Source organism: Paenibacillus sp. MB22_1 (assembly GCF_047200555.1).
Classification (GTDB): domain Bacteria; phylum Bacillota; class Bacilli; order Paenibacillales; family Paenibacillaceae; genus Fontibacillus; species Fontibacillus phoenicis.
In genome coordinates this window covers 1,183,365-1,205,379 of record NZ_JBLADV010000002.1, presented here as the reverse complement: position 1 = coordinate 1,205,379, position 22,015 = coordinate 1,183,365, and the positions used below count along the sequence as shown (strand labels likewise).

19 protein-coding genes and 2 pseudogenes are annotated in these 22,015 nt (G+C 53.9%); 10 read left to right on the top strand and 11 right to left on the bottom strand.

What is annotated here, in order from left to right; translation table 11 throughout:
* Positions 1-25: 25 nt before the first annotated feature.
* From ACL02P_RS17470 to ACL02P_RS17460, 3 genes are read right to left on the bottom strand one after another with little or no spacing between them, the layout of a single operon-like run.
* Positions 26-808: a DUF817 domain-containing protein gene (locus ACL02P_RS17470; protein WP_412837789.1), complete on the bottom strand. Its 783-nt coding sequence runs from the start codon at positions 806-808 to the stop codon at positions 26-28.
* Positions 809-842: 34 nt separating this feature from the next.
* Positions 843-1,055 (bottom strand): helix-turn-helix domain-containing protein, encoded by a 213-nt coding sequence (locus ACL02P_RS17465; protein WP_009223422.1) that lies wholly within the window; start codon positions 1,053-1,055, stop codon positions 843-845.
* A gap of 12 nt (positions 1,056-1,067) precedes the next feature.
* The gene (locus ACL02P_RS17460; protein ID WP_009223423.1) at positions 1,068-1,550 is read right to left on the bottom strand and encodes a DUF2975 domain-containing protein; all 483 of its coding nucleotides are present in this window, start codon (positions 1,548-1,550) and stop codon (positions 1,068-1,070) included.
* 334 nt (positions 1,551-1,884) lie between these two features.
* Here ACL02P_RS17460 and ACL02P_RS17455 point away from each other — a divergent pair, with 334 nt between their 5' ends.
* Positions 1,885-3,393, top strand: a complete 1,509-nt coding sequence (locus ACL02P_RS17455; protein WP_009223424.1) for a malate:quinone oxidoreductase — start codon at positions 1,885-1,887, stop codon at positions 3,391-3,393.
* Between the two features lie 179 nt (positions 3,394-3,572).
* Here the strand turns inward: ACL02P_RS17455 and ACL02P_RS17450 are convergent, their stop codons facing one another.
* Positions 3,573-4,016 carry a hypothetical protein gene (locus ACL02P_RS17450; RefSeq protein ID WP_412837788.1) on the bottom strand — a complete coding sequence of 148 codons (444 nt, stop codon included), beginning with the start codon at positions 4,014-4,016 and terminating at the stop codon, positions 3,573-3,575.
* A 38-nt stretch (positions 4,017-4,054) separates the two neighbouring features.
* A complete protein-coding gene (locus tag ACL02P_RS17445; protein WP_009223426.1) occupies positions 4,055-4,504 on the bottom strand; it encodes a MarR family winged helix-turn-helix transcriptional regulator in 450 nt (149 codons plus the stop codon).
* 102 nt (positions 4,505-4,606) lie between these two features.
* Between ACL02P_RS17445 and ACL02P_RS17440 the strand changes: the two are divergent.
* Positions 4,607-4,720 (top strand): annotated as a pseudogene (locus ACL02P_RS17440) (alpha/beta hydrolase); the annotation flags it as partial.
* A 100-nt stretch (positions 4,721-4,820) separates the two neighbouring features.
* On the opposite strand, the gene ACL02P_RS17435 reads toward ACL02P_RS17440, so the two are convergent.
* Positions 4,821-6,110, bottom strand: a complete 1,290-nt coding sequence (locus tag ACL02P_RS17435) for an NCS2 family permease (RefSeq protein ID WP_009223428.1) — start codon at positions 6,108-6,110, stop codon at positions 4,821-4,823.
* A gap of 195 nt (positions 6,111-6,305) precedes the next feature.
* Here ACL02P_RS17435 and ACL02P_RS17430 point away from each other — a divergent pair, with 195 nt between their 5' ends.
* The 6 genes and pseudogenes from ACL02P_RS17430 (at position 6,306) to ACL02P_RS17405 (ending at position 10,932) form a co-directional block, all read left to right on the top strand.
* Positions 6,306-6,443, top strand: a complete 138-nt coding sequence (locus tag ACL02P_RS17430) for a hypothetical protein (RefSeq protein WP_198136150.1) — start codon at positions 6,306-6,308, stop codon at positions 6,441-6,443.
* A 278-nt stretch (positions 6,444-6,721) separates the two neighbouring features.
* Positions 6,722-7,777, top strand: a pseudogene (locus tag ACL02P_RS17425) (gamma-glutamyltransferase family protein); the annotation flags it as partial.
* 111 nt (positions 7,778-7,888) lie between these two features.
* A complete protein-coding gene (sfsA, locus tag ACL02P_RS17420; protein ID WP_260070421.1) occupies positions 7,889-8,575 on the top strand; it encodes a DNA/RNA nuclease SfsA in 687 nt (228 codons plus the stop codon).
* Between the two features lie 91 nt (positions 8,576-8,666).
* A complete protein-coding gene (locus tag ACL02P_RS17415; RefSeq protein ID WP_009223433.1) occupies positions 8,667-9,524 on the top strand; it encodes a carbon-nitrogen hydrolase family protein in 858 nt (285 codons plus the stop codon).
* A 39-nt stretch (positions 9,525-9,563) separates the two neighbouring features.
* A complete protein-coding gene (locus tag ACL02P_RS17410) occupies positions 9,564-10,244 on the top strand; it encodes a GNAT family N-acetyltransferase (protein ID WP_009223434.1) in 681 nt (226 codons plus the stop codon).
* Between the two features lie 16 nt (positions 10,245-10,260).
* Complete coding sequence (locus ACL02P_RS17405; protein WP_009223435.1) at positions 10,261-10,932, top strand: hypothetical protein; 672 nt, start codon at positions 10,261-10,263, stop codon at positions 10,930-10,932.
* Positions 10,933-11,039: 107 nt separating this feature from the next.
* On the opposite strand, the gene ACL02P_RS17400 is transcribed toward ACL02P_RS17405, so the two are convergent.
* From ACL02P_RS17400 to ACL02P_RS17390, 3 genes are all read right to left on the bottom strand, one after another.
* A complete protein-coding gene (locus ACL02P_RS17400) occupies positions 11,040-15,026 on the bottom strand; it encodes a carbohydrate-binding protein (protein ID WP_412837787.1) in 3,987 nt (1,328 codons plus the stop codon).
* Positions 15,027-15,327: 301 nt separating this feature from the next.
* Positions 15,328-16,455: a carboxynorspermidine decarboxylase gene (nspC, locus tag ACL02P_RS17395; RefSeq protein ID WP_412837786.1), complete on the bottom strand. Its 1,128-nt coding sequence runs from the start codon at positions 16,453-16,455 to the stop codon at positions 15,328-15,330.
* Position 16,456: 1 nt separating this feature from the next.
* Positions 16,457-17,710 carry a saccharopine dehydrogenase family protein gene (locus tag ACL02P_RS17390; protein ID WP_028538455.1) on the bottom strand — a complete coding sequence of 418 codons (1,254 nt, stop codon included), beginning with the start codon at positions 17,708-17,710 and terminating at the stop codon, positions 16,457-16,459.
* Between the two features lie 993 nt (positions 17,711-18,703).
* On the opposite strand from ACL02P_RS17390, the gene ACL02P_RS17385 reads away from it, so the two are divergent.
* On the top strand, positions 18,704-18,943 hold the full coding sequence (locus tag ACL02P_RS17385; protein WP_412837785.1) for a heavy-metal-associated domain-containing protein: 240 nt from the start codon (positions 18,704-18,706) through the stop codon (positions 18,941-18,943).
* Complete coding sequence (locus ACL02P_RS17380) at positions 18,927-20,873, top strand: heavy metal translocating P-type ATPase (protein ID WP_412837784.1); 1,947 nt, start codon at positions 18,927-18,929, stop codon at positions 20,871-20,873. The genes ACL02P_RS17385 and ACL02P_RS17380 overlap by 17 nt, the downstream gene beginning before the upstream one ends.
* Here the strand turns inward: ACL02P_RS17380 and ACL02P_RS17375 are convergent.
* Positions 20,821-21,021, bottom strand: a complete 201-nt coding sequence (locus ACL02P_RS17375) for a hypothetical protein (RefSeq protein WP_412837783.1) — start codon at positions 21,019-21,021, stop codon at positions 20,821-20,823. The genes ACL02P_RS17380 and ACL02P_RS17375 overlap by 53 nt on opposite strands.
* A gap of 226 nt (positions 21,022-21,247) precedes the next feature.
* A complete protein-coding gene (locus tag ACL02P_RS17370) occupies positions 21,248-21,877 on the bottom strand; it encodes a TetR/AcrR family transcriptional regulator (protein WP_050769687.1) in 630 nt (209 codons plus the stop codon).
* Positions 21,878-22,015: the final 138 nt, after the last annotated feature.

Here is a 22,015-nt window from a genome sequence, read left to right as displayed (position 1 = left end):
TACGATGACTTTTGGGACATCCCCTTCATTGTGTCTTCCGCCCCTTCACCCGCTTTAATGCCGCCACAATCAGGAAACTGATAATGACCAGCAGCAGCCAAGAGCTGATCTTGCCAAGATGGACGAGATGCCAGCCGTCGGATTGGTTTGGATACCTCCAGGCGCTAAAGAAGGTGGCGACATTCTCCGCGATCCAAATGAAGAACCCGATCAGTACAAACGAAAGGGTTAACGGCATCCGGTAAGGCTTGCCGCCGACCTCATAGGTGACCCAAGTCCGCCAGAAGACGATCAGCACCAGCGCCGACAGCCACCACCGAACATCGATCCAATAATGATGAGTGAAGAAATTCAGGTAAATGGAGGCAGCAAGCGGGACGACCAGCCAGAGCGGGGGAAAGCGAACGAGATCCACCTTCAGGCGCCGCCAGGCCTGGCACAGATAACTGGCCACACTCGCATACATAAACCCGCTGTAGAGGGGAACGCCGTTCACCTTCGTCCAAGCCTCCTCGGGATACGACCAAGACCCCATATGCACCTTAAACAACTCCAGCGCCAAGCCGATCAAGTGGAATACGGTAATAACCTTCAATTCGTCGCGGGTTTCCAGTCCAGAACGAACCATCCATACCTGCATGGCGAGGCAGATGATCAGCAGCCAGTCATAGCGGGGCAGCCAGGGGAGAGGAAACCACTGCGTGAAAGCCAGCGAAGCGAAGATGACGACGGGAAAAACGCAGGACAACGCTTGTTGCCAACCAAAGCGAACCAACTGTTGCAGAGCATATCCCAATTGTACGCCCATAGAGGACACCCTTTTATTTTGTATCGAATTTGAGCTACTCTTCATCATCTCGATACTCCAAAATATCTCCGGGCTGGCAATCCAGCGCCTTGCATATCGCCTCCAGCGTGGAGAACCGAATGGCCTTGGCCTTCCCGTTTTTCAGAATCGACAGATTCGCCATCGTAATGCCCACTTTCTCCGAAAGCTCCGTGACGCTCATTTTCCGTTTTGCCAGCATGACATCAAGATTGATAATTACGGCCATGGATTCCTCACCTCAGATCGTTAAATCGTTTTCCGATTTGATGTCGATGGCATTTCTTAAGAGCCTTTGAAGCACGGCGGCAAAGACGGCGATGACGAGCGAAGCGAAACAGATGACCAGTCCGATCGCGGCGAGTCCCGGTGCGTCATCCTTCTCCGCAATAATCAACAGAATCGGCAAAATGACCGCATACAAGATACAGATGGCGATCGCGCAGTTTCGAATGCTCTTTAAAGCCTTCACCGAGGCTTCGGAGAAAGCCGTATTTTTATCGATATAGCTTAGCAGCTTCAGCGTCTGGTAAAGCGCAAAGAAGAACGGAATGGCCGAAGCATACATCGGAATAAGCAGGGTCAGATAGATGTATGGCGGATAATATTCCACCATTTCTTTGGCAACCTCAGGGACCCCGAAGACGCAGACGGCAAGGATCGCGATGCCCATCAGGAATACGACGCCCCTTAAGAACAGGGTAGAGCCTTGTTCACGTTTCATATCACAACAGCACCTCGCGTAGGATTAGTGTGAGGTTAATTTAGCATGTTTTTTATTGATAATCAATAAATATTTATTAATAAATGAGGTGTATATATCGAAAAAGAATAAAATTGGAGGATTTAACCGATAAGTTCTTTTTGGATGGCTTAAAAAAATCAATTATTAATATCTAAGAAATAAATATTTCAATCCCTCACTATTGTTGTTACACTTGAATTAGATCAATAATTACGGAAAAGGTGTGGGCCAGCTCGTCTCGAAGTTTGAAGTGAGGACAAATCGAGAGCGCTTACATCCTTTCAGCAAAATAAGGTCATAAGGGACGGTAAACATGAATCACGGACAAACAAGTACAGATGTTATTTTGATTGGTGCCGGAATTATGAGTGCGACGTTGGGGACCCTGCTGAAGGAATTGGCGCCGGACTGGAACATCACGGTGTTTGAACAACTTGCGCGGGCAGGGGAGGAAAGCTCAAACGAGTGGAATAATGCGGGAACCGGTCATGCGGCTCTGTGCGAATTGAATTATACCACCGAGCGGTCGGACGGAACCGTTGATATTAGCAAAGCAATTAAGGTGAATGAACAGTTCCAGGTATCCAGACAGTTCTGGGCTTATCTGGTTCAGCGCCAACTGATCCGAAATCCGCAGGATTTCATTATGCCGCTGCCTCATATGAGCTATGTGCGCGGGGAGCAGAACGTCAAATTTCTGAGAAGACGTTATGAAGCGATGTCTGCCCATCCGCTGTTCCAAGGGATGGAGTTCACCCAGGACCCGGGGAAACTCAGAGAATGGGTTCCTCTGATGATGAAGGATCGGAAGACTGACGAGCCGATTGCGGCGACGAAGATCGATTCGGGTACGGACGTCAACTTCGGCGCCTTGACGCGGATGTTGCTGAATCATTTGAAAGATAAAGGCGTGGACATCCGCTACAAGCACAGCGTGAAGAAGCTGAAACGGACGCCGGACGGATTGTGGGAATTGAAGGTAAAAGACTTGAACAGCGGGGCTATCGAGCGCCATACCGCCAAATTCGTCTTCATCGGTGCCGGCGGCGGGAGCTTGCATTTGCTGCAAAAATCCGGCATCCCGGAAGGCAAGCGGATTGGAGGCTTCCCGGTCAGCGGATTGTTTATGGTGTGCAACAATCCGGAAGTGGTGGAACAGCATCATGCCAAAGTTTACGGCAAAGCTTCGGTGGGAGCACCGCCGATGTCCGTTCCCCATCTGGACACCCGGTTCATCGACAACAAGAAATCGCTGTTGTTCGGACCGTTTGCCGGTTTTTCGCCGAAGTTCCTCAAGACTGGATCCATGTTTGATCTGATCACCTCTGTTAAGCCGCATAACCTTCTGACGATGCTGGCGGCGGGGGTCAAAGAGATCGCGTTAACCAAATACCTGATTGGGCAGCTTATGTTGTCGAAGGAACAACGGATGGAGGAACTGCGGGATTTTGTCCCAGGGGCCAAGAGCGAGGATTGGGATCTGATCGTCGCCGGTCAGCGGGTGCAGGTCATCAAGGATACGGTGGAAGGCGGAAAAGGCACGTTGCAATTCGGCACCGAGGTTGTCAGCGCTGCGGATGGCTCGATTGCCGCCTTGCTTGGCGCTTCCCCGGGAGCTTCGACTGCGGTGCACGTCATGCTGGAGGTTATTGAGAAATGCTTCCCGCAGCACCTCGAAGCTTGGAAGCCGAAGATCAAAGAGATGATTCCTTCGTACGGCTTGTCGCTGTCGGAGAACCCGGAACTCTTCCGTACTCTACAACAATCAACTGCGCTGGCCCTTGGATTGTCGGGAACCAAGCAAGAAGCTTCAGTATCATAATTTCATCTAGGTGATTAGAAAAGAGCTAAGCCGTGGTCAATCTGCGGTTAGCTCTTTATTTTTTGCGCCCTCCCTTGAGGATTATCCCGTTGCATCAGGTCATGCAAGCAAGCACTGAACGAAAGGGATAATGGTGGGAAAGAGGCGTGAGAAGGGGCATTGAGGGCGGCAACCTTTGTTTATTTCAACAAGTTAGTAGCCAGCCAGGGCTTAATCAAGGGAAGTACGGTCTCAGGCTGCATGGCTTTCGTATGGTCCATCGCGTTCCCCGGTAAAATGGCCACATCCCAGCCGAGCTGGCGCAAGGTTTGTTCATTCTTACGTAAAGCCCCTGCGATATCAACGGTCACACTGCCAAAGTTCTCGCCATACACGATTCGGTCCGCTTCGCCGGCGAAGGTAAGCTTGGGAAACGTGAGATTGTCGTGTACAGACGTGTCATCGAAATCGGACAACAAGCTTTGGTACAGGGTCAGAAATTGCTTTGTTTGCGCCGGATCTAATGTCACCTGCACCTGATCCCAATCATATTCTTCCGGGCTAACGAAGTCCTGAAATTGTTCCTCCGTAGACGAGAACGAGGACGGTTGCAGCGCCTGGAACAAATCAGACAAGCCCTCCACGAAATGTTATATCCATATTCAATCTCTAGTTTGACCTTTTATTTTCTAGCGGCGGCATTCACTTGCTGCAGCAGCAGATTGATGCTGTCATTGAGCTGGTTGATCTCCTCGAGATTCATATCTGTGGCGTCAATCAGTGACTGCGGAACGCAGGCCGCTTTCGCTTGCAGCGCCTTCCCCTTCGGCGTGATCAGCACATTTACCACGCGCTCGTCTATGGAATCGCGTTGTCGTTCAATGAGTCCGGCAGCTTCCATCCGCTTGAGTAAAGGCGTTAAGGTGCCGGTGTCTAGATCCAAAGCTTCTCCGAGCTCTTTAATAGTGCTCTTCTCCTTCTCCCATAAGGTGACCAAGACCAGATACTGCGGATAGGTCAGTTCCAGCTCATCTAAATAAGGGCGGTACATCCGAAGGATGGCCCGGGAGCAAGCGTATAGCGAAAAACAAAGATGTTCCCCCAATTTCAAGTTTTGCTCATTCGTTTCCAAGACGATGCACCTCGATTGGCTTTATTTATAGGGTTTACCTTCATCATAGCAGATGATTCAAAAAGAATATATATTTTTTGCAATTTAATTGTTGACAATATAGCAGCTGGAGGCCGAACCGATCTGGTCAGCGAACCGTTCCGCTTGTATAACCGCGATTTTGCAGCTTTTGCTTCCCCGAAAGGTACGCTGGATTGTATCGCGGCGTTCGCCCGTTTTGCGGGAACATGATTAATGAGCCGATGAGGCCATAACATAAATAGAAAAAGTCGGTCAGGAGTATATCCTGATCGACTTTTTTTCATGAATGATTATTTTATAAAACCGACTGCAGCAGGAAGTTAGCCAGGAACAGGAACGAGATGACGAACATGGAGATCGACAGCTGTTCCCGCTTCTTCGAAAACATCTTGAGCAGCGGATAAGCGATAAAGCCAAAAGCAATGCCGTCAACAATGCTATACGTTAAAGGGATCATCAGAATCACAAGAAACGCAGGGAACGCCTCGGAAAAATCGCTGAAATCGATCTTCGTAATATTCGTCAGCATCAGTCCGCCGATGATGATCAAGATCGGGGCGATTGCGGCGTCCGGGATCATTTTGATCAAGGGCATAAAGAACAGTGCGCCCAGGAACAACAGACCGGTCGTCACCGAAGTTAACCCGGTTCTTCCGCCTGCGGTAATGCCGGCAGCTGTCTCGACCGTCGAAACCGTTGGGCTAGTGCCCAAGAGGCCGCAAGCCATTGCGGAAATCGATACGGCTTTCATCGATTTCCCGTTCTTCTCCGGAGCATTCAGCATGCCATCCACTTGCGAGTGGACAAGCCCGATATTTTCGAAGACCAGCACCAGCACCAGTGAGAAACAAGCCGTCAAGAACGGTACGCTGGCGATATGGCGGAGGTCCGCGCTCATCCAGACGTCACTGTAGCTTTGAAACGACAGCGATGCGGATGCGAACGATCCCAAGTCAACGATTCCGAACAACCAAGCCACCAGTGTCCCTAAAATAATGCTGATCAGAAAATTCCCCGGAACCTTCTTCAAGAACAGGAACAGCGTAACGATCAGGTTGATGATCGAAGCTAGAACCAGCGGCGCCGATAAGTCGCCGAGCGCCACAAAGTGACTGGTGTTGCCGGTGACAATGCCGCTCTTCTGCAAGCCGATGAAGGCAATGAACAGTCCGATTCCCACGGAAATCGATTCCTTCAGGGAAGCCGGAATGGCCCTGGAGATCAGGGAAGACAAGCCCGTAAAGGCAACCACGACGAACAGGATGCCCGCAAGCACCGTTGCGCCCAAGGCTTCTTGGTAGCTGAGTCCCATCGAACCTACAATCGTATAAGTAAACAAGGCGTTGATCCCCATGCCGGGGACGAGAATTAACGGTGCGTTCGCAACGAACGCGACCAGCAAACAGCCGACAAGCGAAGACAGCACGGTGGCCATAATCCCGGCCTCCAGCGGAATTCCTGCATCCTTCAGGATGTTGGCGTTGACGGCGATAATGTACACGATAGAGAAGAACGAGGTCAATCCAGCGACAAGCTCTCTTCTCACGTTCGTTTGGTGTTGCTTAAGCTTAAAAACTCCTTTCATGATGAAATCACACTTTCAAAATATCCCTCTCCCACCCGCATCAAACGAGGAACTTTCATTCCTATCGTTTATGCCAGAGGCTATTATACCACGGTTTGTGGTGGAATGCCCTTTACAAGTTGTTCCTTGATACGGATCGATGGCCAACGATAACAAAGCTGGCGGCGATTAGGTCTGATTTCGGGGCTGATGGACTTGCTTGCCGCAAACAACCTGAAACCCGAGGATATCAGCTTCAAGATCACCTTGACCGACAAATCCGACGACAAGGACATCCTGGCGGCGTTTGCAAGCCGTATGCCCGAAGGCAAAGTCCTAGGCGCGATACGGTAAGCTTTACCGATGTGAAGAATCATTGGGGTAAGCCGTATATCCAAATTTCCCTTGAACAGCTGCCGATAACTAAGGAAAATGTGACTCTGAACGGATACAAGGATATGGTGAGTGTGGACGCGGCCTACCTGGAGAACGTTCGTCTGATGGTGCTATGGGGGTCTTTTTTGTACCGTTCTATTCCTGCGAAATGTTCTATGTTATTATACCAGCATGAGATAAGACTACATTGCACCTAGACACTTCTGCATGAACCCTAAGCCAAAGGAGTGAGGTCAATGGATTACTTGCATCACCCGTTTGCGTCCAAGCGTTATACCGTATTCGCGAAAAAAGGAATGGTAGCTACGTCCCAGCCATTGGCGGCACAGGCCGGGCTTGAGATCCTGCAGCAAGGGGGGAACGCCATTGATGCCGCGATTGCGGCTGCGGCGGCGCTGACGGTCGTCGAGCCGACCTCCAACGGGATTGGCGGGGATGCGTTTGCCCTCGTCTGGACGAAGGGGAAGCTCCACGGCTTGAACGCCTCCGGGCCGGCGCCGGCCCTGCTGACGGCCGAGGCCGTGAAGCGGCGGGGACATGAGCAAATGCCCAAGCTGGGGCTGGTGCCGATCACGGTCCCCGGAGTCCCCGCGGCTTGGGCGGAGCTGGCCGAGAAGTTCGGCAGACGTCCTTTGACGGAGAGCTTGAAGCCGGCGATCCGGTATGCCGAGGAAGGGTACCCCCTGACGCCGATCTTGGGCAAATATTGGGCGCGGGCTTACCAGGCGTACCGCAAACAGGAGGGACCGGAGTTCGAAGCCTGGTTCCACACCTTCGCTCCGCAAGGCCGCGCCCCTGAGATTGGGGAAGTGTGGAGTTCGAAAGGTCATGCGGAGAGTTTGCGCCGGATTGCTGCCAGTGAGGCGCGGGATTTTTACGAAGGGGAGCTGGCCCAGCGGATCGACGACTTTATGGTAGAGCATGGCGGTTTTTTAAGAAAATCCGATTTGTCTGCCTACCGGCCGGAGTGGGTTGAACCGATTTCGGCGAATTACCGGGGCTATGAGGTTTGGGAGATTCCGCCGAACGGGCAGGGGATGGTCGCGTTGATGGCCTTAAATATCTATGAGCAGCTGGGGCAGCCCGAGTGGCTCTTCGCGGAGACAGTGCATCGTCAGATCGAGGCGCTCAAGCTCGCGTTTACGGATGGCCAGGCCTGGATCACGGAGCCGGCGGATATGCCGGTCTCGACCGAATATCTGTTGTCCCGGGAATACGCCTCGTTACGGACCCAAGAGATCTGCGACACGGCGCTTGACCCGAAACCCATGGATCTGCCGAAGGGCGGGACCGCGGCCAAATCATTTGGCGGGATCCGCAAACCGGCGTGCTGGCCGGCGGGACGGAATCCCGGACGGACGGCATGATCGCGGCTTGGTAATCCCTAAGGGAAGTGAAGAAAGATGAAGTATGGGAACATCGTACACGGACAGCTCCAGCGGCGGGTGAACCGGTTTATCGCCGAGGTTGTGGTGGACGGTGCCTTGGAACAGGTGCATGTGAAAAATACCGGTCGGCTGAAGGAGCTCCTGCTAACGGATACAGAGGTTCTGCTGGAGGTTTCTGATCGGCCCGAGCGGAAGACGAAATATTCCTTGATTGCGGCTGCCAAGGACGGAGGCTGGGTGAACGTCGATTCGCAAGCGCCAAATCCGGTAGCGTTCGAGGCACTGAAGGCAGGGCGGATCGCGGAGATCGGGCTGGTCAGTTGCGTGAAGCGGGAAGTCACCTACGGCGATTCCCGGTTTGATCTCTACTACGAAAAAGACGAGGAACGAGGGTTCATCGAGGTCAAAGGCGTCACGCTCCAGCAGGAATGTATCGCTATGTTCCCAGATGCCCCAACGGCGCGGGGAACCAAACATGTGTTGGAGTTGGCTAAGGCCGTTCAGGAAGGATACACCGGGACGGTGCTTTTTGTGGTGCAAATGCAGGGATGCCGCGAATTTACGCCTTACCGGGACATGGATCCGGCCTTTGCGGACGCCTTGGAAGAGGCCTCCCGGCAAGGGGTGCGGATTTTGGCTTATGAATCCGTCGTGACGGAACAAGAGATCGTGTTGGGAGGCGGTCTCCCGGTTCATCTATGAGATGGGTTCACGGCAGGGCGACGGAATTGCATTCTTGCTGACTTTATGATGAAATTTACGAAGACGGAACAAGAAAAGGAAGGGGAGCCCCATGAAATTAAGAGTATCCGCTGTCCAATATCATCTGCATACGATTGGCAGCTTTGACGAGTTCGCCCGTCAGGCCGAACACTATATCAAAACCGCGGAGGAGTTCAGCTCGGATTTCGTGCTGTTCCCCGAGTTTTTTACCACGCAGCTGATGTCGATCGGCTCGCCGGACGGCAGAGCGTTGACCATCCAGGAGCTGCCGGATTTTACAGAGCAATACCGCACTCTGTTTAGCGGATTGGCTCGGCAGACCGGAATGCATATCATCGGCGGCACGCATGTGCTGCGCAAAGGCGACCGGTTGTACAACGTGGCGCATCTGTTTTATCCCGATGGGCGAATCGCGGAGCAAGCCAAGCTGCACATTACGCCTACCGAAGTGACGGAATGGAACATGACGCCGGGCGACGGCCTGGAAGTGTTTGAAACCGACAAGGGCAAAATCGCCATGTTGACTTGTTATGACATCGAGTTTCCGGAGATCGTCCGGATGGCCAAAGCGAAAGGCGCGGACGTCATTTTCTGTCCATCCTGCACGGACGACCGCCATGGCTTCCATCGAGTTCGTTACTGCTGCCATGCGAGAGCGGTCGAGAACCAGGTGTACATCGTCACCACGGGGACGGTCGGATCGCTGCCGACGGTGGACTTCATGCGGGGCAACTTCGGGCAGGCGGCGGTCATCACGCCAAACGACGTACCGTTTCCGCCGCGCGGCATTTTGGTGGAAGGCGAGATCAATGACGATATGATCGTTACCGCCGATCTGGATTTGGAGCTGCTCTATCAGGTTCGGGAGAAAGGCTCCGTCACCACCTGGCGAGATCGTCGGACCGATCTGTACACCGACTGGAACTAAACCAAGCAGAACGCAGGCTGCCCATGGAGGAGAGACGCGATGTATCGTAAAGAATGGTACGTGTTTAATGATCAGGGTCGGCCGGTGCCGGCCGTGATTCGGAACTACGAAGAGAAGGATTTTCCGGGGTTGATCCGCATTCAGCAGGAGAGCTTCCCGCCTCCTTTTCCTTCGGAATTATGGTGGAACGAGGAACAGCTAAGCAACCATGTGCGGTTGTTCCCGGAAGGCGCGTTATGCGTCGAAGTCAACGGGGAGCTGGCAGGCTCCATGACCGGGCTTAAGGTCGATTTCGACCCCGGCAAGCCGGAGCATTCTTGGGCGGACATCACCGATAACGGGTACATCCGCAACCACCGCCCCGATGGGAACACGCTGTACGTCGTGGATATCAGCGTCCGGCCGTCCTACCGGCAATGGGGCCTAGGCAAATGGCTGATGTTGTCCATGTATGAGCTGGTGGTGCACCAAGGCCTCCAGCGTTTGCTGGGCGGCGGCAGAATGCCGGGCTACCATAAGTACGCGGCGGAAATGACGGCAGAGCAATATCTGAACGCCGTTGTGAGAGGTGAGCTGAAGGATCCGGTGATCACCTTCCTGCTGCGCTGCGGCCGTACGCCGGTCACGGTCGTGCGTGATTATCTGGAAGATGAGGAATCGCGGAATTACGCCGCATTGATGGAATGGAGAAATCCGTTTCTCCAGCGCAATTTTGAATAGGAGGCGTTATAAGGTTATGGAATATATCCGAATCACGAATATTCAGGATCCTTTGTTCAAATCGATGCATCAGCTGATGCAAAACGTATTCCCGCCGGAGGAAGTGCTGGAATTTGATCTATGGAAAGAGCCGCTGGAAGACCCCGGCATTCGCGTCTTCGTCGCGGTGCACGAAGGTCAGGTTGTTGGGGCGACGGAGTACCGTTATTATGAGGACTTCAACGTGGCGATGACCGACTTCACGATTATCGGCCAAGCCGGGCTTGGCATTGGTCGGTTCCTGGCGGATCGCCGGCTGCGCGATTTGCACGCTTTGGCGGAGGCGAACGGGAAGAAGCTGCGCGGGATGTTCGCGGAAATCTACAATCCTTACCGGGTGGAGCATCACGAATTCGGCGGCGTGAAGCCGATGGATCCATACGTACGCCGCGAAGTGTTGTCCCACCTCGGGTACATGCGCCTGGACTTTCCGTACGTGCATCCGTCCTGGAACAATGACGGAGAAGCGGTCAGCGGGCTGGATCTTTGCTTCCTGCCGATGGACGGCAACGATGACAGCCTGGAAACGGCGCTGATCGTGCAATTCCTGGAGCGGTATTACACGGTGCTGCCGAACAAGCCGCAAGCGTGGTACGACATGGTGGAAGGCCTGAAAGCGCAGGATCGCATGAAGCTGCTGCCGATTTAAGTCAGGAATCTCTCTCCTGATCGACTTTTTCATAATTATCCCGTTCCTTCAGCACAGAGGCGGCACCCGTCATTGGACAGGTACCGCCTTTGTGTGCTTTTTTGGGATCACCAGTTATTGCCCGAAACCCGAATCACATTGAAATTCGGCGTCTGGTTCTCGCCATAGATGGCCGTGATTCCCGGATTGTTGACCCTAACCTTGGTGAAGCGGGCTTCGCCAACAACAGGTCCTTGGCCTTGTTCCGCTCTCACGACCAGCTTAATCCCGTAGCGGGTTGGGTTGTTGATCGTGATGTTTTCTAGCCGTACGTTCTGCATCGGCAGATTCTCCGGCGATTTGGATTGGAACATCAAGCCGAAGTACACCGGATTATTGATGTCCACGTTCTTCACCAGGATATTCTTGAAGTCCCGGTCTCCGCCGAAGAACCAGATCGCCCCGAAGTTCTGATAATCGTTAATCTTGTCGTCCGCTCCGACGCTGGTCCAGAAATCACCGCCGGTACGGTCCAGTGTGACGCCGTCGATGACGGTATCTTGGTCTCCGAAGCCCAGCGTATTATAGCCGAAGCTTAAGCTGCTGATGGTGACGCCGGGGTAAGTGAGCGTATCCGCGCCATACAGGTTCTGGAACAGGTTGTTCTGGCCGCCGTAGACGGCGAAGGCGGCAGCCCGGCGTACGTTGACGGCGGTGAGGTTCGTGTACTTGTTCCCCACATTGTACGAGCCGCCGGCGTCAATTGCGCTAAACAAGGCAAATGCGTCGTCGCCCGTACCGCGGGCATAGTTGTTGTCGATCACGTTGTAGGAAGAGCCGTTGGTCATGTTGATGCCGTCGGCGAACATATTTTTAATCCGGTTATTCTTGAAGGTATTGTAGGAAGAGTTCACGCCCCAATACAGGCAAACGAAATGCTCGGCCCAAATGTTCTCAATGCTGACGTTCTGCATGCCGTTCCCGTCTATGAACTTGCCTGGACCGTCCTGACGGTAGACGTAGTTCCCCCAGGCGGACAAGTCCTTGATGGTGGATCCGTTTGCGGTGGAGCTGATGTTAAACCCAACGTCGGTGTTCGTTTGATTTTGCGGTGCAACCAGCTTGGTGTGCCAAGGACCGGCTCCAATGATTTCCGTTGCCCGGCCGTACAGGAAAATCTTCGACGAAATCGTCCACTCCCCAGCCGGAATGAAAATCCCTTTCTTGGACGGATCCTGGCGGAACTCGTTCAGCGCTTGTTCAATCGATTTCGTCGTCGAAACTTCAACATATTTGCTAGGATCCGGATTTGAGGCCGGCGGAGCTACGTTCTCCGTCTCGATCATATCCACGTAAATCCAAGGAACGTCCCCAGCATCCTTCTGGATTCGGATTTTCGTGCCAGCCGGATAGACTTGGTCGAGCAAGAGCTGGGAGTCTTCGTACAGCCAGTAAGCCTTAGAGCCGGAGTTATTGTACCCTAGTTCTCCAAGCGTGGAAGGTGTGGCGTACACGTATGCGAATTTGGAGGTCACGGTAAAATTGCCTTTATCCACGCCGTTCACATAGATACTGATCGTACCGTTGGTATTCTCAGCTACGGCATTCCGGAGCACAAACGCATTGGCGGGCTGAGTCAGCGTAAACTCCACGTACTCGCCTGTGGCATCCAGATAAACGGCCGAACGTCCGGAGGCTTCACCGGCAAAATCACCCGGCGTAAAGTTCGGCGCCAGCCGCGTTCCATTGGTGCTGTTCGAAGGAGCCTCGGCCTCCAGCACGGTAAATGGCATGTTAGCCCCTCGACCGGAATATAAGCTGACAGTGCTGCTGTTGTTGTTCCGCTTCACTGCGACCTCGTTGGCATCGTCAGCTACCGTTGTCGTTACCGTGTAGCTGCCGTCCACTGCAGTCCACGTTCCCATCGTCACACTGACGGATGCTCCCGGAGCAAGCGTCCCGCTATAGGAACCGTTTAGCGTTCGTACGGTTGTCCCCGAGCTGTTCTTCAGTTCTAAGGTGATCGGGTGCGCTCCGCCGGCGGAAGCGATCGTGCCTTGGTTTTTCAGGTTCACGGTAAAGGTGACGGTATTGCCTGCGCTCGGATTCGAAGGCGTCCAAGCCGCGGTTGCGATCAGGTCGGAGCTTTGTACCTGGTTGATCGTGAGCGGCGTGGGATGCGTGTAGGTGTTGTTCGCTTCATCGGTTTCAAAAACCGCGTTGTCCTCATCCACCTTGGCGATCACGGCGTAAGAACCAGCGTCTTTTGCATCAATTGTGGTGGAGACGTTCGCCGTTGCACCAGGGGCAAGCGCACTAACGGGGGCCGTACCAACAAGGGTGCTTCCTAAGTAGAAGTTCACATTCGTAGTGCCGGATGCCACGGTCCCCGCATTACGGACCACCGCGTTGAGTGTAACGGCTTGGGTCTCATCCGGAGAGGCCGGCGACCAGGAGAGATTGGTTACGGTCAGATCCGGATTGGGTGCAGGTGTTCCAAAGATCTGGAACTCCGCCACTTGCCCGCCGGGGGCCCCGGAATTGGCCGTAAACCGCAGCTGCACTTGGCTTACCGTGGCGCTGACGGGGATGGTGACCGTGTTCTGTGTAGTAGGATTAAACGTATAGGAAGCGGCGGAGACCAGGTTCGTAAAGGTTGTGGAATTTTGATCATGGCCCAGCACTTGGATGGTTTGGGTACGTGTTGCCCATTCGCTGGAAGGGTTCAGCTTCAGGACAATCGACGTAATGTTGGCATTGGCACCCAGATCTACAGTGAGCGTACTCGGATGGCCGTTGCCTTCCCAATAGGTCGAGACGTCGTTATCGTTGGCATTGGCGGCAACAAAAATATACGTTGAGGAGGACGCGGTAATCGTCTTGCCGATGGCGAGATTGGTTCCGGCTTCTCCTCCGGAGCCGTTCCGCGTCACGGTATTGCTTGGCGGCGAAACGTTACCGGCCGCATCCTTGGCGACGACATAGTAAGAGACGGTAACATTCGCCGGCTGCGAGTCTGTATAAGTCAGCGTCGATCCGTTGACGCTGTCGCGAAGCTGACCGTTGGCGTAGATGTCGTACCCGGTTACGCCTACGTTATCCGTTGCGGCGTTCCAAGTCAGCTTGATCGAGCCGGAGGTCGGTTGAGTGAAGGCCAGGTTGGTCGGAGCCGTCGGCGGCTGCGTATCTGCGGAGCTTCCCTGGGTAAATTGGATCCAGTTCATATTAAAATCATAACCGCTGGCATAGACGCGAAGAGTTTGCGTTCCGGCATTTAACGTCACGGTGGCCGTCACGGTCTGCCAATTTTGCCACCCTCCGGTGTTGGGCACCGTCGTTGTAGCCAGCGTCGTTCCACCGGACTTCAGCTGGATTTCGCCTGTACTTGCATTGCTCGCAACCCGGTACTCGACGGTATAGGTGCCCGCACTAACGACGTTGACGTTATAGTCCAGCCAATCTCCGACATGAATCCAGCCGACGTTCAGGCCGCCGCCCGTATCCGTGGTAGGTTCGGTCTGAATGCCGTTCATCGCGGAGTAATTTTCCGCCTCAATCTTGCCCGGAATCACGGAAGGCGCGGCTGGTGCAGCGCCGTACACCTCCACTTCGGAGAGTTGACCCGCCGGCCAGACGGTATTGGCCGTAATGTGAATCCGCACGTACCGAACGCTGGCTGCTGTAAAGTTGATCGTCACCGTATTGGCCGAAGCCGGGTCAAAGGTATAGCTGGCGGAAGCCTTCAGATCGGTGAAGCTCGACCCGTTGGTGCTGCCTTGCACGGATAAAGTTTGTGTCCGGCTTTCCCAACTGGAAGGCAGCTTCAAGACGACCTGATCAATTTGAACCGTGCTGCCGAGATCGATTTGCACCCACCCGGGAAAAGCTTGATTCGTGCTTTCCCAATACGTATTGGCATCGCCATCTGTGACGTTGGAGGCGGGATACACATCGGCGTGCCCGGATTCTGTCGCGGGTTTGCCCGCAGCCAGGTTCGCCCCTCCTGCCGCCTGAACAGGTGCGGTCCACCCCGCTGAAGTGAAGAAAGTTGTGGCGAACATAGCGACGATACATATCCATGTGATGATGCGTCTTTGGCTTTTCACGTCATTCATTCTCCTTTCAGATTCAAGATTTCTCCCTTTCTTACATCTGGCAGAGTTGTCGTGGTGAGCCCCGCGGCACGGTTTACGAATTCTGTTCAATATACCAATGTAAGCGATATCACAAAAAGGCGCATTCCCCCTCTTCCCAAGGATCGGTATAAGTACTGCACTTCCATCGTAAGGAGGATTCGTTTCCAAATAAAGGTGTATTTCTATGGAAATGGTGTGCAGGATTATGGTTTTGGACAAAAAAAGAGACCACCCGTCAGTCCACTGACCGGGCAGTCCCCGATTAAGCGATCGAGGCGCCTTACGCCAACCGCATTTTGAAATCTTCATAACCAAACTGATGCAAAATTTCGCAGTCGCCGTCCTTGTGCTGCAACACGAGTGCCGGCAACGGCATGCCGTTGAAGGTGGTGTTCTTCACCATCGAATAGATGGCCATGTCGCCGAACACCAGGCGGTCGCCGGGCTTCAGCGGCTCATCAAAGGAGTAGTCGCCGATATTGTCTCCGGACAGGCAGGTGGGTCCGCCCAGCCGGTACGTGTACGGCTTCTCCCCCGGTTCGCCTGAGCCAAACAGCGGCGGACGGTACGGCATCTCCAGCACGTCCGGCATATGGCAGGAAGCCGAGGCGTCCACGATGGCGATATCCAGGCCGTTTTTCATCGTATCCAGCACTGTTGTGATCAGGTAACCGGCGTTCAGCGCCACCGCTTCGCCCGGTTCCAGATACACTTCTAAGCCGTATTTGTCCTGCATCCGCCGAATGCACGCTTCCAGCAGCGGAATATCGTAGTCCTCGCGCGTGATATGATGGCCGCCGCCGAAATTGATCCATTCCATTTGCGACAGCCATGGACCAAACTTCTCTTCCACCGCATCCAGCGTCGTGACCAAATCGTCTGAGTTCTGCTGGCACAAGGTATGAAAATGAAAGCCAGAAATGCCATCCAGCAGCTCAGGGCGGAAATGCTCTATCGTCACGCCAAACCGCGAGCCATACGCGCAAGGGTTATAGATGTCGTGGCCTACTTGGGTGGAGCATTCCGGGTTGATGCGCAAGCCGACTTTTTTGCCAGCCGCCAGCACCCGATCGCGATATTTCTCCACTTGGGAGAACGAGTTGAAGATCACATGATCGCAAAGCTCGATGATTTCGTCGATCTGATCCTCCCGGTAGGCTGGGGCAAAGACGTGATTCTCCTTGCCCATCGCCTCGCGGCCGAGCCGAGCTTCATACAAGCCGCTGGCCGCCGTGCCGCTCAAATATTTGCCGATCAGCGGGTAGGTCGTGTACATCGAAAATGCTTTTTGCGCCAAAATAATCTTCGCACCCGTCCGCTCCATAATTCCGGCCAGGATCTTCAGGTTTTGCTCCAAAAGTTTCTCATCGACCACGTAACAAGGTGTTGGCAGTTCCTCGAAGCGCATATTATCTAACGTACTCCGTTTCTTTGCGCTCTTCGGCGACTTCCTCTTCCGGATAGGCATCTACCGGTACCGGATTGAAGCTTTCTTTCCAAGGCAGGCCCCACTTGTTCAGTGCATCCATGAATGGATCTGGATCGAACTCTTCGATGTTGTAGACGCCCGGTTTGTTCCAAGTGCCGTTGAGGATCATCATCGCACCGATCATGGCCGGAACACCCGTCGTGTAAGCTACGGCTTGAGAGCCAACTTCTTTGTAGCATTCTTCGTGGTCGCAGACATTGTACAGGTAGTACATTTTTTCTTTGCCGTCTTTTTTCCCTTTGAAAATGCAGCCGATGTTCGTTTTACCCTTCGTGCGCGGTCCGAGCGAAGATGGATCCGGCAGGACGGCTTTCAGGAACTGCAGCGGCACGATTTGCTTGCCTTCGAATTCAATCGGCTCGATGGAAGTCATGCCGACGTTTTCGAGGCATTTCAGGTGGGTCAGGTAGCTTTGACCAAACGTCATGAAGAAGCGGATCCGCTTGATGCCTGGAATATTCAAGGCCAGGGATTCGATTTCCTCATGGTGCAGCAGGTACATATCTTTCTCCCCGATTTCCGGGAAGTTGTAGACGCGTTTGATTTCCATCGGCTCGGTTTCGACCCATTGGCCGTTCTCCCAGTAGCTGCCCTTCGCAGACACTTCACGGATGTTGATCTCCGGGTTGAAGTTCGTCGCAAACGGATAGCCGTGGTCACCAGCGTTGCAGTCGAGGATGTCGATGTACTCGATTTCGTCAAAATGATGTTTTAGTGCATAGGCGGAGAATACACCCGTTACGCCAGGGTCAAAGCCGCTGCCCAGCAGTGCAGTAATGCCGGCTTTCTCAAAGCGCTCGCGGTATTCCCATTGCCATTTGTATTCGAATTTCGCCGTATCTTCCGGCTCATAGTTCGCGGTATCCAGGTAGTGCGTTTTGGTTGCCAAGCAGGCTTCCATGATCGTCAAATCTTGATACGGCAGGGCCAGGTTCATCACGATGTCTGGTTTCACTTCGTTGATCAATGCGATCAGCTCGTCGACATTGTTGGCGTCCACTTGAGCTGTCGTGATTTTGGTTTTGCCGCCGTCCAGCTTCGCTTTCAGCGCATCGCATTTCGACTTGGTGCGGCTGGCGATGCAGATTTCTTCAAATACCTCGCTGTTTTGCACGCATTTGTGGATCGCTACGGAAGCCACGCCGCCGCAGCCGATGATTAATGCTTTTCCCATTTGTCCATCTCCTACCTTCTTTAAAATTTGACAAGTGCTGTGAAACGTAAAAAAAGCAAGTGATTGAACGCATAACCTGCGCATCACTTGCTTCTGATATAGTCAATATTAAGAAATGCTCCATCACAACGGACGAACGCCCGTCTTCATCGCCGCACGAAATGACTTCGCACGAACGCACGCTCCGGAATTCTTAATATTCAATATATCATGTTTGATCAGAGTCTATTTAGCAAATAATTCGCCTTTACCACTCTTATTGACCGTTTCACAAGTTGATGTGCATTATGCACTGGTTGTAAAGTAACCAACTTATAAAATTTGAGCTTTTAACTCAATCAATAAGGCAACTAAGTTGCCAATCGGCATTTGACCCGGCTGTCCGTATGGCCTTAACTTTCCCGAAGGAAAGTGGTCAAAAAATTATCTGCTTGGAAAGACTCGCGATATATTGAATACAACCTTTCCAAAAATCATGCTCCTTAATATTAGCAGGAACTGATTCGGAGGGCAATAGCTAATTTTAAATATTTTTTTGGTAAGGGAGGAACTTGTTTACGCTAACGCTTACCACGAAGCTTATTTGGCGAAAAACAGGGGGGCTGGCGTTCTAACGCTTGTCAGCGTGCTTATGGACGGAAAATACGCCGCGGAACACGGAAAATGGACCCAATAGAGTGCTAGGCAAGCGTTACATTTGGAAACAGCCTATTTTGGCGCAAATAGCGTTTGTCACAAGCGTTACACTTACTTGAGAGGCGGAATCCCAATCAATCCGTCGCAATAGGAGGCATCTCGAAAAAATCCGTTGCGAGTGATGGCATCCCGATCAATGATCGCGAGGTCTAGCATCCCGGATCAATCCGTCGCGGCTGGTCGGCTGGCGCGGGGTCTTCTGGTCTCTAGGTCGTCCTCAAATTGACGCGAATCAAGGAATGCCCCTGGTTCCCGAGTTACGATGAAGCCATCGATAACCGAAAGGGGATATGTCCAATGATTACCGTCAAATGGAAAGTAGAAGAGTTAACCTGCCCAAGCTGCATCAAGAAAATCGAAAGCGCGCTGTCGAAACAGCCGGGGGTACAGGAAGTCAAAGTGTTGTTCCACTCCAGCCAGGTAAAGGCCCGGTTCGATGAGAGCCTGGTGCAGGAGGAGCTGCTTCAGAACATGCTGGCCAAGCTGGGGTATCCAGTGCTGGCGGGGGGAGGGCATGGCGATGGCCAAGCCTCGTAAAGCGGCGGCGCTGTTGGCGTCGGGGCTGATACTGGCCCTGGCGGGGGTGTTCTACCTCCTGGGATGGGAGGTGGCCCGAAGCGCCGCACTGCTGCTGGCCTCGGCCCTATCCGGTTGGTCGATCGCTGTCCGAGCCTTTCGATCGCTCCGCATGCGCGTCTTCAGCATCGAGCTATTGGTGACGATCGCGATGATCGGGGCGGTTATCCTCGGCGAATACGTTGAGGCTGCCGCGGTGGCCTTCTTATTCCGGCTCGGGGCATACCTTGAGGCGATTACGTTGGGCAAGACGCGCTCCGCCTTGAAAGCCTTGATCGATCTGGCCCCGGCGGAAGCCCTCGTCCTGCGGGACGGCGTTCAGGTCAAAGTGCTCGCGTCCGAAGTGGTGCGCGGGGATCGGGTGCTTCTGCCGTCCGGCAGCAAGATCGCGGTCGACGGCCAGGTCGCTTCCGGCCAAGCCCTAGTTAACGAAGCGGCGATTACCGGCGAACCGGTACCCGTCGGCAAGCAGGTCCGTGACCGAGTGTTCAGCGGAACGACCGTGGATACGGGCTACCTGGAAGTCATTGCCGAGCAGGTTGGGGAGGAAACAACCTTTGCCAAAATTATTGAGCTGGTGGAAGAAGCCCAGGAATCTAAGGCGAAGACGCAAAGGTTTTTGGACAAGTTCGCTTCCTACTATACGCCGGGGATGCTGCTGTTGGCGGTACTGGTGTTCCTCGTCTCTCGGAATCCCGAGCTCGCGCTGACGTTTCTGGTGATCGCTTGCCCGGGGGCTTTGGTGATTTCCGCACCGGTCTCAATGGTTGCCGGATTGGGAAACGGCGCCGCAAACGGCTTGCTGATCAAAGGCGGGGAGGTGCTGGAGAATCTGGCCCGGGCGGAGGTAGTTGCGTTCGATAAGACCGGGACATTAACGGAGGGGAACCCTTCCGTGGTTGCGGTACACACCTACGGCGGCATGCAGGAACGCGAGCTGTTGGAGCTGACGGCTGCAGTGGAAGCGGCCTCGGAGCATCCGCTTGGACAAGCGATTGTAAATGCGGCGAAGGCTCGGAAGGTAGAGCCGGCGGATCGACCGAAGCAGGTGGAAGTACACAAAGGAAGCGGGATTTACGGTGAGGTTCGTGGACAGACGGTTCGGGTCGGGAAGCGGGAGTGGTTGGAGCAGCAAGGCGTGTCCATAAGCAAGGAGGTATGGGACGAGGCAGAACGTCAAGAGAAGCGCGGGTGTACGGTGGTATTTGCCGCGGTTAACCGCATGTTGATTGGCGTTATCGCCATCGCAGACCCGATTCGTGCCGAAGCGAAGGAAGTGATCCAAGGGCTCAAGCGGAAAGGCGTGAAGCGAGTGGTGATGCTGACCGGCGACAATCGGCATGCCGCTCAGCAGGTTGCGGACCGGCTTGGGATTGACCAGGTGCACGCCGGGCTTCTTCCGGCAGATAAGGTGGCGTTGATCCAGGAATGGCAACGGCAGGGCAGACGTGTGACGATGCTTGGAGACGGCATCAACGACGCGCCGGCTATAGCCGCCGCGGACATCGGGCTGGCGATGGGAGGTGCGGGGACGGACATTGCGATAGAGACTGCGGATGCGGTCATTATGGCTGACCGGCTGGATAAGCTCGTATATGCCCGCCAGCTGGCGAAGCGTACGGTCCGCAATATGAAGCAAAACGTATCGTTTGCCATCACGGTCGTGGTTCTGTTGCTGGCGGGGGTATTAACGAGGCATATTTATTTAGCCTCGGGGATGTTTATTCATGAGTTCAGCGTGATTTTGGTGATTCTGAACGCCCTTCGTCTGACATGGCGAGGGAGGGGCACCAGGACCAACCGGAACATGCGTCGCAACGTCGATCCTAAGGCGATGATTACAACTGTCTCAACCGCTCCAGGATATCCTCCGGATCGGGGCGTTTCATGAAGTACGGTTCGACATAGGCAGAGCGGATGATGCCGGACTCGTCGATCATAAACGTAGACGGAATCGGCAGAATCCAAAGGTTGGTGGCGTTATATTCCGCCAGATTCAGATTGAACTGATTCAGGAAGATGTTCTGAAAGGTCAGCACAACCGGACCTTGGGACAGCTTGTCGAAGAGGTTCGCGGTTTCCCCCAGCGGGTTTAGATTTTTTTTGGATTGTCAACTCCAATTTTTTTATTTTGTTGGCGAGCCCCGGCCCGAAAACGCAAAAACCCCGCAACCAAGCGCTTTCCGCCGGTTGCGGGGGGGATGAAAACGGCGAATTTCCCTCCTTCTGAGTACCTCATATCGTATTTTCATTTCTGGGTGGTTTCTAGACCAGATGGGAGCGGATATGCTCCAGCATCGCATCGAGCACGGCCTCTAGTGCGCAGATATCTTTGCGAACCTGCGTCATGAGCAGTCCGCCTTGCAGCGCCGTCAGCAGCGCCAGTGCCAGCCGGTCCGGATCGGCGTCAGCGCGCATTTCACCGCGATCCCGCATCGCACGAAGCCCTTGGCTAATCGCCTGCTCCCATTGCAGGAAGCAGGAAGCCAGCGCAGACCGGGCCGCTGGTTCCATATCGGCCAGCTCGCTGGCCAATGAACCGATGGGGCATCCGCCCTGAAACTTCCGGTCAATCTGCGATTGGATCACGGCGTCACGCCAGGCCTGCAGGGCTTCCATGCTGTCCAGATGGCTGAGCAAGGGTTCTTGTGCACCTAACACCTGCTCGGTCTGGTATAGGATGACGGCCAGCACCAGATCCCGCTTCTCCTTAAAATAATGATAAAGCTGCGAGGAGCTGACCTTCGCCTCCTTCTGCACATCCTCCACGCTCGTCCCCGCGACCCCGCGTTCGAACATCAGTTTAGCAGCGGCAGCGATGATGCGGCTGCGCGTTTCTCTCCCTTTTTTCGTAAGCTTTGGTTCCGGATTAGGTGTAGTTATCGTGGTTTTCATAGTCTTAGTATAGCAAAAATGGAGTCCCCCATCCAGAAATGTATGGCGGGGCTACGACATTGAGCCGACGTTTCAGCTACGGACCGTAATGTCCTTATTGTTCAATTTCCCGGCGATTTCCCGTTTTAACGGACCGGA

What these genes read in the sequence shown, in the direction of transcription:
- ACL02P_RS17385 (WP_412837785.1), top strand. Translation starts at nt 18,704, where the DNA reads ATGATTACCGTCAAATGGAAAGTAGAAGAGTTAACCTGCCCAAGCTGC.
- ACL02P_RS17470 (WP_412837789.1), bottom strand. Translation starts at nt 808, where the DNA reads ATGGGCGTACAATTGGGATATGCTCTGCAACAGTTGGTTCGCTTTGGT.
- ACL02P_RS17410 (WP_009223434.1), top strand. Translation starts at nt 9,564, where the DNA reads ATGTATCGTAAAGAATGGTACGTGTTTAATGATCAGGGTCGGCCGGTG.
- ACL02P_RS17390 (WP_028538455.1), bottom strand. Translation starts at nt 17,710, where the DNA reads ATGGGAAAAGCATTAATCATCGGCTGCGGCGGCGTGGCTTCCGTAGCG.
- ACL02P_RS17455 (WP_009223424.1), top strand. Translation starts at nt 1,885, where the DNA reads ATGAATCACGGACAAACAAGTACAGATGTTATTTTGATTGGTGCCGGA.
- ACL02P_RS17400 (WP_412837787.1), bottom strand. Translation starts at nt 15,026, where the DNA reads ATGAATGACGTGAAAAGCCAAAGACGCATCATCACATGGATATGTATC.
- nspC (WP_412837786.1), bottom strand. Translation starts at nt 16,455, where the DNA reads ATGCGCTTCGAGGAACTGCCAACACCTTGTTACGTGGTCGATGAGAAA.
- ACL02P_RS17370 (WP_050769687.1), bottom strand. Translation starts at nt 21,877, where the DNA reads ATGAAAACCACGATAACTACACCTAATCCGGAACCAAAGCTTACGAAA.
- ACL02P_RS17380 (WP_412837784.1), top strand. Translation starts at nt 18,927, where the DNA reads ATGGCCAAGCCTCGTAAAGCGGCGGCGCTGTTGGCGTCGGGGCTGATA.
- ACL02P_RS17465 (WP_009223422.1), bottom strand. Translation starts at nt 1,055, where the DNA reads ATGGCCGTAATTATCAATCTTGATGTCATGCTGGCAAAACGGAAAATG.
- ACL02P_RS17405 (WP_009223435.1), top strand. Translation starts at nt 10,261, where the DNA reads ATGGAATATATCCGAATCACGAATATTCAGGATCCTTTGTTCAAATCG.
- ACL02P_RS17415 (WP_009223433.1), top strand. Translation starts at nt 8,667, where the DNA reads ATGAAATTAAGAGTATCCGCTGTCCAATATCATCTGCATACGATTGGC.
- sfsA (WP_260070421.1), top strand. Translation starts at nt 7,889, where the DNA reads ATGAAGTATGGGAACATCGTACACGGACAGCTCCAGCGGCGGGTGAAC.
- ACL02P_RS17435 (WP_009223428.1), bottom strand. Translation starts at nt 6,110, where the DNA reads ATGAAAGGAGTTTTTAAGCTTAAGCAACACCAAACGAACGTGAGAAGA.
- ACL02P_RS17460 (WP_009223423.1), bottom strand. Translation starts at nt 1,550, where the DNA reads ATGAAACGTGAACAAGGCTCTACCCTGTTCTTAAGGGGCGTCGTATTC.